The organism is Murdochiella massiliensis, from assembly GCF_900059565.1.
In the GTDB taxonomy this organism is placed as follows: Bacteria; Bacillota; Clostridia; order Tissierellales; family Peptoniphilaceae; genus Murdochiella; species Murdochiella massiliensis.
Map to the genome: position 1 here is coordinate 1,148,850 of NZ_FIZW01000002.1, position 15,531 is coordinate 1,164,380.

The 15,531-nt window shown below is 51.9% G+C and carries 11 protein-coding genes; all 11 read left to right on the top strand.

All coding sequences use genetic code 11. The features are described from left to right. Positions 1 to 23: 23 nt before the first annotated feature. The 11 genes from BN3910_RS06815 to glgP all read left to right on the top strand — a co-directional run bounded on the left by BN3910_RS06815 (position 24) and on the right by glgP (position 15,458). Positions 24 to 1,148, top strand: a complete 1,125-nt coding sequence (locus BN3910_RS06815; RefSeq protein WP_066925784.1) for a Gfo/Idh/MocA family protein — start codon at positions 24 to 26, stop codon at positions 1,146 to 1,148. 104 nt (positions 1,149 to 1,252) lie between these two features. Further along, a complete protein-coding gene (locus BN3910_RS06820) occupies positions 1,253 to 1,843 on the top strand; it encodes an acyltransferase (protein WP_066925787.1) in 591 nt (196 codons plus the stop codon). Positions 1,844 to 1,852: 9 nt separating this feature from the next. Then, positions 1,853 to 2,986 (top strand): DegT/DnrJ/EryC1/StrS family aminotransferase, encoded by a 1,134-nt coding sequence (locus BN3910_RS06825; RefSeq protein ID WP_066925791.1) that lies wholly within the window; start codon positions 1,853 to 1,855, stop codon positions 2,984 to 2,986. A gap of 20 nt (positions 2,987 to 3,006) precedes the next feature. Further along, positions 3,007 to 4,977, top strand: a complete 1,971-nt coding sequence (locus BN3910_RS06830) for a polysaccharide biosynthesis protein (RefSeq protein ID WP_066925794.1) — start codon at positions 3,007 to 3,009, stop codon at positions 4,975 to 4,977. A gap of 24 nt (positions 4,978 to 5,001) precedes the next feature. Next, positions 5,002 to 6,225: a DegT/DnrJ/EryC1/StrS family aminotransferase gene (locus tag BN3910_RS06835; RefSeq protein WP_066925797.1), complete on the top strand. Its 1,224-nt coding sequence runs from the start codon at positions 5,002 to 5,004 to the stop codon at positions 6,223 to 6,225. A 142-nt stretch (positions 6,226 to 6,367) separates the two neighbouring features. Beyond that, positions 6,368 to 7,054, top strand: a complete 687-nt coding sequence (locus BN3910_RS06840; protein WP_066925800.1) for a sugar transferase — start codon at positions 6,368 to 6,370, stop codon at positions 7,052 to 7,054. 159 nt (positions 7,055 to 7,213) lie between these two features. Continuing rightward, positions 7,214 to 9,154, top strand: a complete 1,941-nt coding sequence (locus tag BN3910_RS06845) for a cell wall-binding repeat-containing protein (RefSeq protein WP_066925803.1) — start codon at positions 7,214 to 7,216, stop codon at positions 9,152 to 9,154. Between the two features lie 81 nt (positions 9,155 to 9,235). Continuing rightward, positions 9,236 to 9,439 carry a 50S ribosomal protein L31 gene (gene rpmE, locus BN3910_RS06850; RefSeq protein ID WP_066925806.1) on the top strand — a complete coding sequence of 68 codons (204 nt, stop codon included), beginning with the start codon at positions 9,236 to 9,238 and terminating at the stop codon, positions 9,437 to 9,439. Positions 9,440 to 10,797: 1,358 nt separating this feature from the next. Continuing rightward, positions 10,798 to 11,727: a N5-glutamine methyltransferase family protein gene (locus BN3910_RS06855; protein ID WP_066925809.1), complete on the top strand. Its 930-nt coding sequence runs from the start codon at positions 10,798 to 10,800 to the stop codon at positions 11,725 to 11,727. Between the two features lie 138 nt (positions 11,728 to 11,865). Next, on the top strand, positions 11,866 to 12,957 hold the full coding sequence (gene prfA / locus BN3910_RS06860; RefSeq protein WP_066925812.1) for a peptide chain release factor 1: 1,092 nt from the start codon (positions 11,866 to 11,868) through the stop codon (positions 12,955 to 12,957). Positions 12,958 to 13,079: 122 nt separating this feature from the next. Beyond that, positions 13,080 to 15,458: a glycogen/starch/alpha-glucan family phosphorylase gene (gene glgP, locus BN3910_RS06865; protein WP_066925815.1), complete on the top strand. Its 2,379-nt coding sequence runs from the start codon at positions 13,080 to 13,082 to the stop codon at positions 15,456 to 15,458. Positions 15,459 to 15,531: the final 73 nt, after the last annotated feature.

A 15,531-nucleotide genomic window follows, 5' to 3' on the forward strand; every position in this document is an offset into this window, starting at 1 on the left:
GTATGAAACAGAAAGGAACAATCATGAATTACGCGTTAATCGGTTGCGGACGCATTGCGATCAATCATGTCTATGCGGCAAAAAATAATCACCTGAACTTCGTCGCTCTCTGTGATGTGCGTCCGGAAAAAATGGATGCGCTCTTAACACGTGGAGAACTTGATCCTTCCACGGTGGCACACTATACAAACTATAAAAAAATGCTGGATGAACATCCGGAAATCGAGCTGGTTTCTATTGCGACCGAAAGCGGCTATCATGCGGAAATTGCGCTGGAGTGCATTCGTCGCGGCATTCACGTCATTATTGAAAAGCCCATGGCTATGTCGCTTGCCGACGCAGATCGCATCATCGCCCTGGCGGAAGAAAAGCATGTCAAAGTCTCGGCGTGCCATCAGAACCGGTTTAACGTGGCCATTCAACACGTGCGTGACGCCGTGGATGAGGGACGTTTCGGACGCCTTTCCCACGGCACCATCCATGTGCGCTGGAACCGTAACCGTGACTATTACGAGCAGGCTCCCTGGCGTGGAACATGGGAAGAAGATGGCGGTGCGCTGATGAACCAGTGCATTCACGGCATCGATCTATTACGTTGGATGTTGGGCGATGAGATTGTGGAAGTCGTCGGCCGCACCCGTCAGCAATTTCACGACTATCTCGAGGCCGAGGATTTAGGCACGGCCATTGTTTCCTTCAAAAACGGTGCTATCGGTATTATTGAAGGTACGACGAACGTCTATCCGAAAAATTTAGAGGAATCTCTCTTTTTATTCGGCGAAACGGGAACCGTCAAGGTGGGCGGAAAATCCACCACCGATATTGAGGTTTGGGATTTTGCTGACCATCGTCCGGAGGATGACGGTCTGGTCGGAATGAAGGAAGCAACGTCCAATATTTACGGTAACGGACACACCATGCTGTTCCGCGATGTCATCGAAGCCATTCGGGACGATCGCGCACCGTATGTGGACGCCCATGCCGGTCGTCGAGCTTTGGAATTGGTTTTGGCTATTTATAAGAGTCAAAAAACGGGAGAAGCGGTCAAGTTGCCGCTGACGGATTTTGCCTCGACCGACATGACCGGCATTTTCGGTGAAGGATCGTTGGAGTATGATCCGCATGCGCCAATTGTCGAAGCGGACTGAGACCAATCGAACGAAACGAAGCGAACGAATGAAGCGTGAATGCGTAATCCGATGTACATGAAAGGAAAGCGCGGAGGTTGAACGAAGGACGGAAAGGAGGACCCATGCCCGACTATTTTGTTCATGAATCGAGCTATGTGGACGAGGATGTAGAAATTGGCGAAAATACGAAAATTTGGCATTTTTGCCATATTCAGTCCGGTGCGCGCATCGGAAAAGGCTGCAGCTTTGGTCAAAACGTCAATGTCGGCAATCGCGTCATCATCGGCAACGGTGTGAGAGTGCAAAACAATGTCTCGTTGTATGAAGGACTTCGTCTGGATGATGATGTGTTTTGCGGCCCTTCCTGCGTCTTTACCAATGATTTGAATCCGCGGGCGGCATATCCGAAGGGAAGCGCCGGCTATCATCCGACGCATTTGGAAAAAGGGGTTACGCTGGGCGCGAATTGCACGGTGGTTTGCGGCCATACGCTGCACACCCAGGCCATGGTTGCTGCGGGTGCAGTGGTTACCAAAGACGTCCCTGCCCACGCATTAGTCGCCGGCGTACCGGCAAAACGCATCGGTTGGGCATGCACCTGCGGTCATATTTTTTACGATAACGAGTTGGATGCGCAAGGCGCCTATCGCTGTCCGGAATGCGGAAGACTTTTGGAACAGGATGGCGAGGGCTTAAAAGAAACGCAAGCATGAGGAGGATCCATGCAGTTTATTGATTTGGGGCGGCAATATGAAGCCGCAAAAGAACGTATTGATCAGGCGATCCGTGATGTGGTGGACGGCCGCCATTTCATTATGGGACCACAGGTGGAAGAACTGGAAAAACGGCTTGCCGACTATGTCGGACGCAAGTATTGTCTGACCTGTTCGAGCGGAACCAGTGCGCTTTTTCTGCCGCTTATGGCCTATGACGTAAAGCCGGAAGACGCGGTGTTTGTGTCGAGCTTTACCTATTTTGCTTCGGCGGAAACGATTCGTCTGGCCGGTGCTGTGCCGGTGTTCATTGACTCGGATGAGACCTATTTAATGGATCCGGATAAGCTGGAAGAGGCCATCGAGAAGACGCTTGCCGAAGGAAAATTACGTCCTCGCGGCATTATGACTGTGGATCTTTTCGGCTTGCCCTGCGATTATGATCGTATTGAGGCCATTGCGAAAAAGTATGACCTGTTTCTGTTGACCGATGATGCCCAGGCGTTCGGCGGCACCTATCGTGGCAAGCAGAGCTGCGCCTTTGGGGATGTCTCCGCGACGTCCTTTTTCCCGGCTAAACCGCTGGGATGCTACGGTGACGGTGGAGCAATTTTTACCGATGATGAGGAACTGTATACGCTGATGCATTCCCTGCGCGTACATGGCCACGGAGAATCCAAGTACGATAATGTTCGCATCGGAATCAATGCGCGTCTTGACACCATTCAGGCCGCCATTTTGTTGGTAAAACTGGATCTGCTGGACGAAGAAATCAAAAAGAAGAACGCCTTGCGCGAACGCTACGATGCGGCATTGAAGGGCACGTTTGCTACGCCCATTATTCCCGAGGGACGCACGACGTCGCTTGCCCAGTATACGATTCTGACGAAGAGTCCGGAAGAACGTGCTTATTTGCTCGAAAAAATGCCGAAAGAGGGCGTGCCCGTCATGGTGTATTACCAGATTCCCATGCATGAACAGCGTGCCTTTACCGACTTGGCGTATGCGCCGGAAGATTTGCCCGTATGCCATGATCATAGTCAACGCGTTTTAAGCCTTCCCATGCATGCCTACATGACGGAAGAAGAATTTGAGAAAATCACGTCCACGTTGCTTCGCCTGACGAAGCAAGCGCGCGCCTGACGCGTGAACAAGGAGAACGCATGAAAGCGAAACCGATCAGTACCTTTTCCTGGCGACAGCTTGCAGCCATCGTTTTGGATATCCTGTTTATTAATATCGCTTATTTCGGCTCGATGTGGATACGCTTTGACTTTCGCTACAGCCTGATTCCGTATGAGCTGAGCAAGAACCTCATGAAAGCAGCACCGCTGTTTACTCTCTTGGCGCTCGCGTTCTACTGGGTGTTCAAGCTGTACCAGTCTCTGGCCGCTTATGTCGGCTTTCCGGAAATCGTGCGCAGCTTTTTGGCCAATTTGTCCTTCGTGCTGGTCCAATTTGGCATCATGCGCTTGACGTTCGGCGATCTTTGGATTCCCAACGGCTTTTATCTGATTGAGTTTTTCCTGTTGTTTACGGGCGTGACGGCGCATCGCTTTTTGTATCGCTTCCAGTTGCTTATGGAGCGCGCGTTGCTAAAGACCGCAAGCGAAGACAGCGGGATTCCGACGCTCATTGTTGGAGCCGGTGAGGCGGGGCGTACGCTCATTCACGAAATGAATGTATCGGAAAAGGTGCGAAACCATGTGGTGGCGCTCATTGACGACGATGTCACCAAGCATGGTCGAACGATTGAGGGCGTGAAAATTTTCGGTGGTCGGGAGCAGATTGAGGAAGTGGTCCGGCAATTCGGCATTCAAGAGATTATTTTGGCGCTTCCCTCCGCATCACGCCAACAGCAGCGTGAAATTCTGGAAATTTGTCAGCGCACCGAAGCCAAGATGAAGATTGTTCCCGGAATTTACCAGATTATTTCCGGGGAAGTCTCTGTAAGCAAAGTACGTGATGTCTCGCTTGACGACTTATTGGGTCGTGAGGCGATTCAGATTAATACGTATGAAGTGGGCAATTATTTGAAAGGCAAACGTGTATTGGTGACGGGTGGTGGGGGTACCATCGGCAGTGAACTCTGCCGGCAGATTGCCCGTTTTCAGCCGAAGCAGATTCTTATTTTGGATGTCAATGAGAACGGCTCCTACGATGTGCAGATGGAAGTGAAACGCCATCATCCGAATGTGGATATACGCATTCTGATCGGCTCCATTCGCGATAAAAAGCGCCTCGAGGATATTTTTGCGACCTATCGTCCGGAGATTGTCTATCATGCTGCCGCGCATAAGCACGTGCATCTCATGGAAGCGGCACCGCATGAGTCCATTAAAAACAACGTCATCGGCACCCGCAACGTTGCCGAGATGGCGGATCGCTACGGCGTGAAGCGCTTTGTGCTGATTTCCACCGATAAAGCGGTAAATCCGACAAGCATCTATGGTGCCGGAAAGCGCATTTGCGAAATGATTATTCAGGCATTCGCTGATCGATCCAAGACCGATTTTGTCGCGGTACGTTTTGGAAACGTGTTGGGTTCAAGCGGCTCCGTGATTCCGCTATTCAAGAAAGAAATCCAGGAAGGTGGCCCGGTAACGGTTACGCATCCGGATATTGTTCGGTTCTTCATGACTATTCCGGAAGCTGTTTCGCTGGTGCTTCAGGCCAGTTGCTTTGCTAAAGGTGGCGAGATTTTCGTCCTCGATATGGGCGAACCGGTGCGCATTCTGGACATGGCCAAAAAACTGATTCGTCTTTCGGGCTATAAAGTCGGGGAAGACATTGAAATCGTATTTACCGGCCTGCGTCCCGGCGAAAAGTTATATGAAGAAGTGCTGATGAGTGAAGAAGGTCTGCGCGAGACAAAGAACCGACGCATTCGCGTGGCGGAGCCTCTGCGCTTTGATCGCGACCGCTTTGAAAAGCAATTAGACGAGCTGGAAGCGCTCATGGCGGATGAAAAAACGAATGTATACGATGCCGTGGCGGATATGGTGGACACGTTCAAGGTGCCAATTGAAGGCATTCCCATCGACTACAAGGAATATCGGGAAGAAGGAAAGGACGCTCTGGAACAGCGTGTGCGGGAAGAGGCGCATAAATACGATCGTTTGCCGCCGCAATAGGCGAAAGAGAGAAAAGAGGAACCGATGGAGCAAAGTAGAAAAGTGGCTTTTTCCCCGCCGGATATTCGGGAAGAAGATATCCAAGAGGTGATTAATGCGTTGCGCTCGGGCTGGATTACCACCGGTCCCGTGACGAAAGACTTTGAGCATAAACTGGAAGCCTATACTGGCGCAGAACGCGCCGTGGCACTCAACTCGGCTACGGCAGCGCTGGAACTCACGCTTCGTGCGCTGGGGATAGGCCCCGGTGATGAGGTGATCGTTCCGGCATACACCTATACGGCTACCGCTTCGGTGGTCACCCACGTGGGTGCGACTTTAAAAATGGTGGACAGCTTGCCCGATTCGATTTTTATGGATCCTGCCGGCATCGAAGCCGCCATCACGGCGCGCACGAAAGCGATCATCAGCGTAGATTTGGCAGGAATTATTGCAGATTATGACGCGGTGTTTCGTCTTGTCGAAGAAAAGAAAGCACTGTTTCATCCGACGTCTCCTCGGCAGGAAGCTCTCGGCCGTATCGCCGTCATTGCGGATGCGGCGCACTCTCTGGGCGCGCGCCAAGGAGAAAGACGTGCCGGCGCGATTGCTGATTTCAGTTGTTTTTCGTTCCATGCGGTTAAGAATCTGACGACGGCGGAAGGCGGCGCACTGGTGTGGCGCAAGGGTCTGCCGTTTGACCCCGAAGAACTTTATCATGAACTGCAGCTTTGGAGTCTCCATGGCCAGAATAAAGACGCCTTGGCCAAAGAAAAACTGGGTGCCTGGGAATATGATATTGTGATGCCGGGATACAAGTGCAATATGCCGGATACTTTGGCAGCGCTTGGCGTTTCACAGTTAGCGCGCTATGAAGCTGTTCTGGATCGTCGTCATGCGATTGCTGCGCGCTACCATAGCGAACTGGTGGAGCCTTTGGGCTTGCAGGATCTTGCACATACCGGTGCGAAGCATCGTTCAAGTGCACATCTATATCTGCTTCGCCTTCCGGGATACTCGGTTGAAGAGCGCAATGCGCTGATTCAACGCATGGCAGAATATGGTGTGGCGACGAATGTGCATTTTAAGCCGTTACCGCGCATGAGCGCCTATCAGAATCTGGGCTTTTCCATTGCAAACTATCCCCATGCGGACGCGCTGTATCAAAACGAGGTCACGCTTCCTTTGAATACGGTGCTGACGGATGAGGACGTCGAATACGTGATCGACGCGTTTCGGCGGGTATATCGTCCCATCCAAAACGCATAAGCCGAAGAAATGCGCGTAACGCGAAGAAATGTGTGTGACCCGAAGAGACGAAGAACGATCTGCTGTACAAGCGTAAGCCGCACAAACGATCGCCGTAAAGGCGGATCGGAGCCGGTTGCGCAAGAAGAAGAAAACGAGAACCATGAGACTAAAACCCTTTGCCGAGCTTCCTTCCGCCTTACAACAGGAAGAAGTTCGCCCTTACTACGACATTCTGGCGAAAAAAGGATTTCAGCTGACCATCAAACGGATAGTGGACATTTTATTGGCGTTGCTTCTTTGCCTGCTGCTTTCTCCATTTTTGCTGTTGACGGCGCTGGCCATCAAGATCGATTCGCCGGGACCGGTGCTCTATCGTCAGGAACGCGTGACGCAGTACGGACGCCATTTTTTCATTTACAAGTTTCGTACGATGGTGGCTAATGCCGACAAAATCGGTGCGGCAGTAACCAAGAGTGACGATGTGCGCATCACGCGGGTGGGAAGGGTGTTGCGCCGACTACATTTTGATGAGTTTTCACAACTTTTTAATGTGATTAAAGGCGACATGACCTTCGTTGGCGTTCGCCCGGAGGTGCCCAAGTTTGTCGCGCACTATACGCCGGAAATGTGGGCAACGCTTCTCCTTCCGGCAGGTCTTACCTCACGCTGCAGCATTGCCTATCGCAATGAAAATGATAAACTGGAAGGAGTAGATGATCCGGAACGGGTGTATTTGGACGAAATCCTTCCGGATAAGATGCGGATCAATTTAGAAGAAATGCGCAAATTCTCGCTCTTGCGCGAAGTGAAAACGCTCTTTGATACGATTTTATGTGCTTTTCATTGAGTAAAACGGACGGAACACACGAAAAATCGAAGGAAAAGAAGACGAGAGCCATCTCGATGAAAGAAAGGCATCTTGATAAGAAGCCGACAGCGTAACGAGAGAGCATCTCGACGAATAGAGATAAGGAAGACGAACCCAGACAAAGCGAAAGGAGTCCTCATGAAAAAGTTGATCCGGCTATTGATGACCGGCATGTTCGCAGTGCTGCTGATTTTCGGCATGACCGGCCAAGTACACGCCGATGAGCCGAAAGAAGGCAATGAGCCGACAGAACAGGAATGGAATTGGTCCGTGGTGGTCAAAATTGCCGCGCAATCCGACGCGGATAAATACAAAGTGCTCACCATCGGCGGAGAAGAAGTCATGCACTACGTTCCTTACGACGCGAACGGAGAGATCGTATTCACGAAGGAAGGATTGGCCGAGCAAATTACTGCTACGCTGCAAAACGTCGTTAACGATGAAGCGGAAGACATTCCGCTTGCTGTTGCCTCCGTGGATGTGCGTGAGGGAGAATCGGGGAAGATTGCCAGTCTTTCTCTGGCGCCGAAAAATCCGTTGCCGGATTCCGCTAACGGTCTCTATTATGTCAAGGCCGTTTTGCCCGGCCAAACCGTGGCGAACATTTACGGCTATGCCGTAATCAATCCGAAAACGACTACGGCGGCAAACAATATTTACGTTCGTGTATATGATAACAATGTGTCCGATCGGGTGCGCCCGAAATTTTTCACTACGGATCCGTTAACGGTTTCGTATACCGCAAGAGAATCACGCACCCCGTTTTCAGGAGATCTGATTACGTATCCAACCGCGGTAGACGCCTTACTTGCTGCGCAGGCAACCAACACCGGTCTGCAGGCGGTTTATACGCGTCCGTACCAGAATGACGTTCAGCGCGCCATTGTGGTGGATATGCAGATTAACGACGTAAATTATGTGGAATCTTCCGCACAATCCGGCTTAAAATGGCGCTTTGCCATCTATAACAGCGAGGGAAAACGGCAAAAACAGTTGATTCCCGGGATTGCAGATCTCTACCATTTAGCTGACGGCGACACCGTGGTTTGGGCGCTGAGCTCGCGTAATTTCCCGGATCAGTTGCCGAAGATTCCGGACAAAGACGCGAACGTGACACCGGGTGAACTTCCCGGTGATTCGCTGGATATCCATCGTTGGGCCGGAGCCAATCGCCAGGAGGTCGCGGCGAATGTGGCAAATGCATTCTTTAGCGACACCGATCGTGTCATTTTAGTCAACAACCTTGCTTTTGCAGATGCCATCAGCGCCACCAACATCTCCCAGGGACGGTATCCTATTCTGTATACGCAGGCCGATTCGCTTCTTCCGGAGACGCGAGCAGCCTTGAGTAAAATTCAGCCGAAACAGGTCTTCATCATGGGTGGAAATGCCAGTGTCAGTGCTTCCGTGGAGGCGGCGGTCAGCAACCTGTTGACGGGTACAAAAGTCATTCGCATCGGTGGAAAAGACCGTTTTGAAGTGAATGCCAAGGCGGCTGCCGTGAACTTCGCTTCGGGTACGAGCCACGCAGTGGTCACGACCGGCATGGTCTACTCGGATGCGCTTACCGCGACGCCGCTTGCGATGGTGAAAAATGCGCCGGTTCTCCTGGTTAAGGGCAATGAATTACCGCCGGCAACCAAAGCGTATTTACAAAAGCAGCCTTCTCCGAAGCTCACCATTTTAGGTGGAACCGGATCCGTCTCCTCCTCAGTTCAGCGTGCGATGGAGGCGGTTACGGGCACAACGGCAGAGCGTTTCGGCGGCGCGAATCGTTATGAAGTCGCTGCGAACGTGGCGAAGACCTACTTCGGTTCGGCAAATGCTGCCATGGTAGCCAGCGGTGAAGTTTTCTCCGATGCCCTTGTTGCAGCTCCGCTCAGCCAAAAATTGAGCGCGCCCATTCTGTTGGTTCAGAAGAACAACGTGAGCGCGTCTATTCAAAGCTATATGAAGCAGACACCGACCATCTCGCTTCTGCACGTTCTCGGTGGAGAAGGGACAATCTCCGCTTCGGTGCTCAAGACCTTCGGCGAATTCGGTCGGCCGACCAACTCGGTCACCAACCTGGATAAATAGGCTTTTTCACTTGCACAGGTGGTTTTAGCGTGCTATACTCATAAAGCTATGCACTGAAGACTGATAAAGAGAGGTGATCACATGAAACAAGGCATTCACCCGGAGTATTACGACAACGCGACGGTTACCTGCGCTTGCGGTAACACGTTTACGACCGGTTCAACCAAAAAAGAGCTGCGTGTAGACGTTTGTTCGGCGTGCCATCCGTTTTACACGGGCAAACAGAAGACAGCAGAACGTGGCGGTCGTGTCGAGCGCTTTAAAAAGAAATACAACATCGACTAACACAAAAAACAACGGGCTTGCGCAAAGCCCTGAAACGAAAACCGACCGCAGACGGCTTCGCCGTTTGCGGTCGGTTTTTTGCGTGGACGTCCAGGGGAGATTTGCCCCGTCACGGCTGAACCTTGTGTCCCTAATTTCAATAATTGAAATTAGGGACACAGTTTATCGGTCAAGCGATGTAAAAGTGTGTCCTTTTTTGAGCTTTTGGAAATTAGGGACACAGAATTCTTATTCTAACGGTGCAAAAGTGTATCCCTTTTTGTGCATTTTGAAATTAGGGATACAGGATTTGCCTCGTCACGGCCGAACCTTGTATCCCTAATTTCAATTATTGAGATTAGGGACACAGTTTATTGATCAAGCGATGTGAAAATGTGTCCTTTTTTGAGCTTTTGGAAATTAGGGACACAGAATTCTTATTCTAACGGTGCAAAAGTGTGTCCTTTTTTGTGTTTTTTGAAATTAGGGACACAAATTTCACGCTATGGCGGAGTAACAGTGTGTCTTTTATTTCATTTCTTGCATTTTCGGACACAAGCTCCACTGAACATCCATCATTTTCGATAACTGCGCCGCCAACAGTATTTCCGGCGGCGCTCCGCCTAAAACCGCGCGGCCAACGCCATTCCAAGCAGCGTTTCGCTTCGCCGACCCTGGCTGGTGCGTGTTGCTTTCCCCAGCCAGGGTTCGGAAGAGCGTGCTTGCCCCTGGTCGGTGGGCGTTGCGTTCCGCAGCCAGGGTCGGCCGAACATAACAAAGCCCTGGCTATCGGACTTCGTTTTTTCCAGCCAGGGCTCGGAAGAGTATGCTTGCCCCTGGCTGGTGCACGTTTTATTTCCCAGCCAGGGTTCGCAAGAGCGTGTTTGCCCCTGGCTGACGCGCGTCGTGTTCCGCAGCCAGGGCTTTGCAGACGTAAAGAAACCCTGGCTATGATATTTCTCTTTCTCCAGCCAGGGCTAAGCGTGGGGCGACTGACCCTGGCTGTCGATCTTTTTTCTCGTCGGCCAGGGTTCGAGCCAAAAAATCAACCCTGGCTACGATATTTTGTTTTGCCCAGCCAGGGTTGCGCATATTTTCGAGTTCAGCTGCGCTGCTAACGGTATTCCAAGCGGCGCACTTTATGCTACCGCGCCGCCAACAGCATTTCCGGCGGCGCTCCGTCTTAAACCGAGCGGCCGACGTCATTCCAACGCCGCCGCATAGGGAAGTTCCATCCCAAATGCATTGAGTATTCGCAAAAAGTAGAGTCGTATACCAAACATCGTTACAATGAAAAGAGGACGATGCGAAGGGGATAGAACAAGGCGACGAAAGTCGAAGACGTTTCGTAATAATCGTACGCAGTAATAGGAGGAAGGATGAAGACCATCGCAGAATGGGCGGCGCAGTTGCCGGGACAGGAAGGCTATCTGGCGTTATCCTATTTGTTGGATACCACGCCGGGAGCATTGCGCGCAAAATGCCAAGAAAGCCTTCCTGCGGAAATTATTCGACGCTATCAGGAACTTGTGCAGCGTCGCCTTTCCGGTGAGCCGTTGCAATACGCCATCGGAGAATGGGAGTTTTACGGCCATCTGTTTCACGTCGATGCGCGTGCGCTCATTCCTCGGCCCGAAACGGAGCGCCTTGTGGAGATGGTTCTTCAAGAAAATTTTGCCGGCAAGATCATTGCCGATATTGGTACGGGGACGGGCGCGATAGCTTTGAGTATCGCGCTGGAAGCGCATCCGCAACCGAAAAAAATTTATGCCACCGACTGCTCGACCGATGCGCTTGCCCTTGCCCGAGAAAATGCCATTCGCCTTCTGCCTTCGGGAGGGGGCGCGTCTGAGCAACCTGCGTCCGCGGAACCTGCGTCTGTGCAGCCTGCGTCCGCGGAACCTGCGTCAGCACAATCTACGCCGAACGATGCGTCGGCAGCGGCAAAAAACATGATAGAATGGGTGCTGGGAGACGGACCTTCGGCTCTGCCGGAGACAGTGGACATATTGGTTTCCAATCCGCCCTACATTGATCCGCAGGAAAAAGAGAGCCTGCAAGATGAGCTACGTTATGAGCCGGCATCCGCTTTATTTGCCGGAGAGCCGGGAAAGGAAGGGCTTGCGCTGTACCAGGCGTGGATCCCCATGCTTCCAGCGCTGTTAAACCCGCAAGGCGTGGTGCTTATGGAAATTGGTGACCGCCAAGGTGAAGCCGTTTCCACCCTGTTTCGCCAGGCCGGCTTTTGCGCCGTCACGGTGCATTCGGATTATTCCGGTCGTGACCGCATCGTGCGCGCAAAGCGTTAGCTGTCCGAACCGTAATGCGACCGCGCCGCGCACGCGCCACTGCGCGCTGATCTGCATCGTGCGCGCAAAGCGATAGCGGTTTAATCCACGCCGCCACAAATCGAATACGCTCCCCACAACGAACCGAAGAGGAAAACCATGTTTGAAAGTTTAGAACATATTGAAAGCCAACTGCGCGAGATGGAACAGCAACTTGCTGATCCGGCGCTGCTTAGCGACATGGATGCCTGGCGTAAAGTAAACCGGGCGTATGTCGAGCGCAAGCCTATCGCTAAGGCCTATCAGGAATATAGAAAAGCCATAGAAACGGCCGAAGAAGACCGCGAAATGCTGAAAGAAGCACAGGATGCGGACATGGAGGCCATGCTCAAGGCCGATCTTGCTGAGCAGGAAGAGACTGCGCAGAAAAAAGAAGAAGAACTCAAGCTTTTGCTTGTGCCGAAGGATCCTAATGACTATAAAAACGTCATCGTGGAAATCCGTGCCGGTGCGGGCGGGGATGAGGCCGGACTGTTTGCCGGCGATTTATATCGCATGTATCATATGTATGCCGAAAAAGAGGGGTATACGACGGAAGAACTGGATCGCACGGAACAGGGCATTGGTGGCATCAAAGAGGCTACCTTCATGGTGAAAGGCGAGGGTGCCTATTCAAAGCTCAAATACGAATCCGGAGTGCATCGCGTTCAGCGTGTGCCCGAAACCGAATCCTCCGGGCGCATCCATACCTCCACGGCGACCGTGGCGGTATTGCCCGAAGCGGAAGACGTTGATGTGGAACTGAATCTGAATGACGTGCGCGTGGACGTATACCGTTCCAGTGGGCACGGCGGCCAATGCGTCAATACCACGGACTCTGCTGTGCGCGTTACGCATATTCCGACGGGTATCGTCGTGGCCATTCAGGATGAAAAGAGCCAGCTCAAAAACAAAGAAAAGGCTCTACACATCCTCAAGACCAAGCTTTATGACCTGGAACTCGAAAAACAGAATCAGGAAATCGCCTCGGCAAGGCATTCCCAGGTGGGAAGCGGTGACCGAAGCGAGCGCATTCGCACGTATAATTTTCCGCAGGGTCGCATCACGGATCATCGCATCAACCGCACGATCTACCAGATTCATGAATTTTTGGACGGAGACATCGCCGAGATGATTGAGGCGCTGCAGACCGAAGATCAAATGAAAAAACTGGCGCTGGTTACGGACAAGGCCGAAGGCGATCAGGCCTAACGTCACCGATCGATTGGGTCGTCTGAGCCTGACGCTCCGGCAAGGTACGTCGGTTAATGATAATGCCCCCGGAATCGACCAAGTCAACACGCATTGCAAGCTCAAGCCAAGTAGGAGGAACCATGGACAAAGAGCAGTTTCTGAAGCAGTGGAACGAAAGTGCTAAGCACTTGTTTTGCAAGACGATCGAAACGGCATCATCCTTTGAAAAGTATGCCGCTCTTTCCCAAACCATCATGAACCAGATTTCCGATTCGTGGATGGCGACGCGGGAAAAGACGAAAACCATGCGCAACGAATACTATTTTTCCGCCGAATTTCTGGTCGGCCGAGCGTTGGGCAACAATTTACTCAACTTAGGCATTCTGGATGAAGTAAAAGCGATCCTGAACGACGTAGGCATCGACTTTGAACAGCTCGAAGACGAAGAAGACGATGCTGCTCTCGGAAACGGCGGCCTCGGACGCCTTGCCGCCTGCTTTATCGACTCTGCGGCAACCGAAGGATACCCCGTGCAGGGCTATGGTGTGCGCTACAGCCAAGGCATTTTTGAACAGAAATTCATCGACGGCTTTCAGCGCGAAGAAGGCGACGATTGGACGAAAAAAGGCGACTTCTGGTCGCAACGCCGGGAAGAAGACGCAAAACTGGTGCGCTTTCGCGACGAAACCGTGCTGGCTGTTCCCTACGATATGCCCATCATCGGCTACAAAAACGGCGTTGTGAACACACTGCGCTTGTGGCAAGCCGAACCGCTCGAGTCCGGTTTTGATTTTGATCGCTTCAACAACTTCCAATACGATGACGCCCTGCGCGAATTAAACCGTGCTGAGGACATTACCCGCGTGCTCTATCCCAACGATATCCAACGTGCCGGCAAGGTGTTGCGTTTCAAACAGCAATATTTCTTCACCTCCGCCAGTATCCAGGATCTGCTCGCACGCTACAAGGTCAATTTCCCCGAGGATACGACTTTCCGCTCGTTCTCCGCGCTGCATTCCATTCAGCTTAACGACACGCATCCCGTGATTGCCATCCCCGAATTGATGCGCATTCTGATTGATGAAGAGGAACTTTCTTGGGATGAGGCCTATGACATAGCAACGCACACGTTTGCGTTCACCAACCATACCGTCCTGCAGGAAGCGCTGGAGAAATGGAGCCTCGACATTGTCGACGAGGTCTGCCCGCGCTGTCTCGAACTCATCAAAGAAATCAACCAGAAGATGATTTCCGTGTTCCGTCAACAGGGCATGCCCGAAGAACAGATTGACACCTACCGCATCATCCATGACAATGTCGTGGAAATGGCCTATTTAGCGGTTTGGTGCGCCGTTGCGGTCAACGGGGTTGCGAAAATTCATACGCAAATTCTCCAGAACGAAACCCTCAAGCAATGGTATGCCGTCATGCCGGAAAAATTCAGCAACAAAACCAACGGCGTAACTCCACGAAGATGGCTGCAATATGCCAACCCCGAACTTTCCGCCTTCATCACGAAAAAACTGGGCAGCGATGCCTGGCACCACGACCTTACTCTGTTAAAGGGACTCGAACGCTATGCGGATGATGTGGAAACGCTGGAAGAGCTTAACGCGATTAAGGCCGAGAAAAAGCGGCAACTGGTGGACTACATTGTGCGTACCGAAGGTATTACGCTGGATCCTGACTCCATCTTTGATGTCCAGATCAAGCGCCTGCATGAGTACAAGCGTCAGCTGCTGAACATTCTGCATATTCTATACTTGTACAACAGGCTCAAAAAGAATCCGGGACTGGATATGGTGCCGCGCACCTTTATCTTCGGCGCGAAAGCAGCGCCGGGTTACTTCCGCGCCAAAGCCGTGATTAAATTCATCAATGAAGTTGCCCGGATGGTGAATGCCGATCCCGACACGCGTAAGAAACTGCGCGTCGTCTTCGTTCAGAACTATCGTGTCAGTTCCGCCGAAAAGCTCTTCCCGGCGGCGGATATTTCTGAGCAGATTTCTACAGCAGGAAAAGAAGCCTCCGGTACAGGGAACATGAAATTCATGCTCAATGCCACCCCCACGCTTGGTACGTATGATGGCGCAAACATCGAGATTTTTGCGGATGCCGGGGAAGAGAACAATTTCCGCTTCGGCGCAACCGTGGAGGAATTGGAAAGCGTCGCTTCCTCGTATAACCCGCGCGAATACTACCATAAAAACCCCGAAATTAAGGAAGTCGTAGACTATCTGTTGGATCAGCGTCTGTCGGATCACGGCACCTATATGTTCTTGGATGTCTATAATTCGTTGGTTGCACCGCAACATGGCGAACGCGGGGATGAATACTATTTGCTCTATGATTTCGAACGCTACGTTGAAGCGCAGGAGCGCGTCGATGTCGCGTATCGCGACCGCCTTGGCTGGGCAAAGAAGTGTCTTATGAACCTGGCCAACTGCGGCGAATTCTCATCCGATCGTACCGTGCGCGAATACGTGCGTGATATTTGGAAAGTGGATACGATAAAGTAGGAAACATTCGAAAAACCCTCACACGAAGTCGTTCATCACAAAAAAAGATTTGCCGGGAAGATTGAGCGGCAAG

Excerpts from the sequence above, each read along its gene's own strand:
- BN3910_RS06815 (WP_066925784.1), top strand. The coding sequence starts at position 24 with ATGAATTACGCGTTAATCGGTTGCGGACGCATTGCGATCAATCATGTC.
- BN3910_RS06820 (WP_066925787.1), top strand. The coding sequence starts at position 1,253 with ATGCCCGACTATTTTGTTCATGAATCGAGCTATGTGGACGAGGATGTA.
- BN3910_RS06825 (WP_066925791.1), top strand. The coding sequence starts at position 1,853 with ATGCAGTTTATTGATTTGGGGCGGCAATATGAAGCCGCAAAAGAACGT.
- BN3910_RS06830 (WP_066925794.1), top strand. The coding sequence starts at position 3,007 with ATGAAAGCGAAACCGATCAGTACCTTTTCCTGGCGACAGCTTGCAGCC.
- BN3910_RS06835 (WP_066925797.1), top strand. The coding sequence starts at position 5,002 with ATGGAGCAAAGTAGAAAAGTGGCTTTTTCCCCGCCGGATATTCGGGAA.
- BN3910_RS06840 (WP_066925800.1), top strand. The coding sequence starts at position 6,368 with ATGAGACTAAAACCCTTTGCCGAGCTTCCTTCCGCCTTACAACAGGAA.
- BN3910_RS06845 (WP_066925803.1), top strand. The coding sequence starts at position 7,214 with ATGAAAAAGTTGATCCGGCTATTGATGACCGGCATGTTCGCAGTGCTG.
- rpmE (WP_066925806.1), top strand. The coding sequence starts at position 9,236 with ATGAAACAAGGCATTCACCCGGAGTATTACGACAACGCGACGGTTACC.
- BN3910_RS06855 (WP_066925809.1), top strand. The coding sequence starts at position 10,798 with ATGAAGACCATCGCAGAATGGGCGGCGCAGTTGCCGGGACAGGAAGGC.
- prfA (WP_066925812.1), top strand. The coding sequence starts at position 11,866 with ATGTTTGAAAGTTTAGAACATATTGAAAGCCAACTGCGCGAGATGGAA.
- glgP (WP_066925815.1), top strand. The coding sequence starts at position 13,080 with ATGGACAAAGAGCAGTTTCTGAAGCAGTGGAACGAAAGTGCTAAGCAC.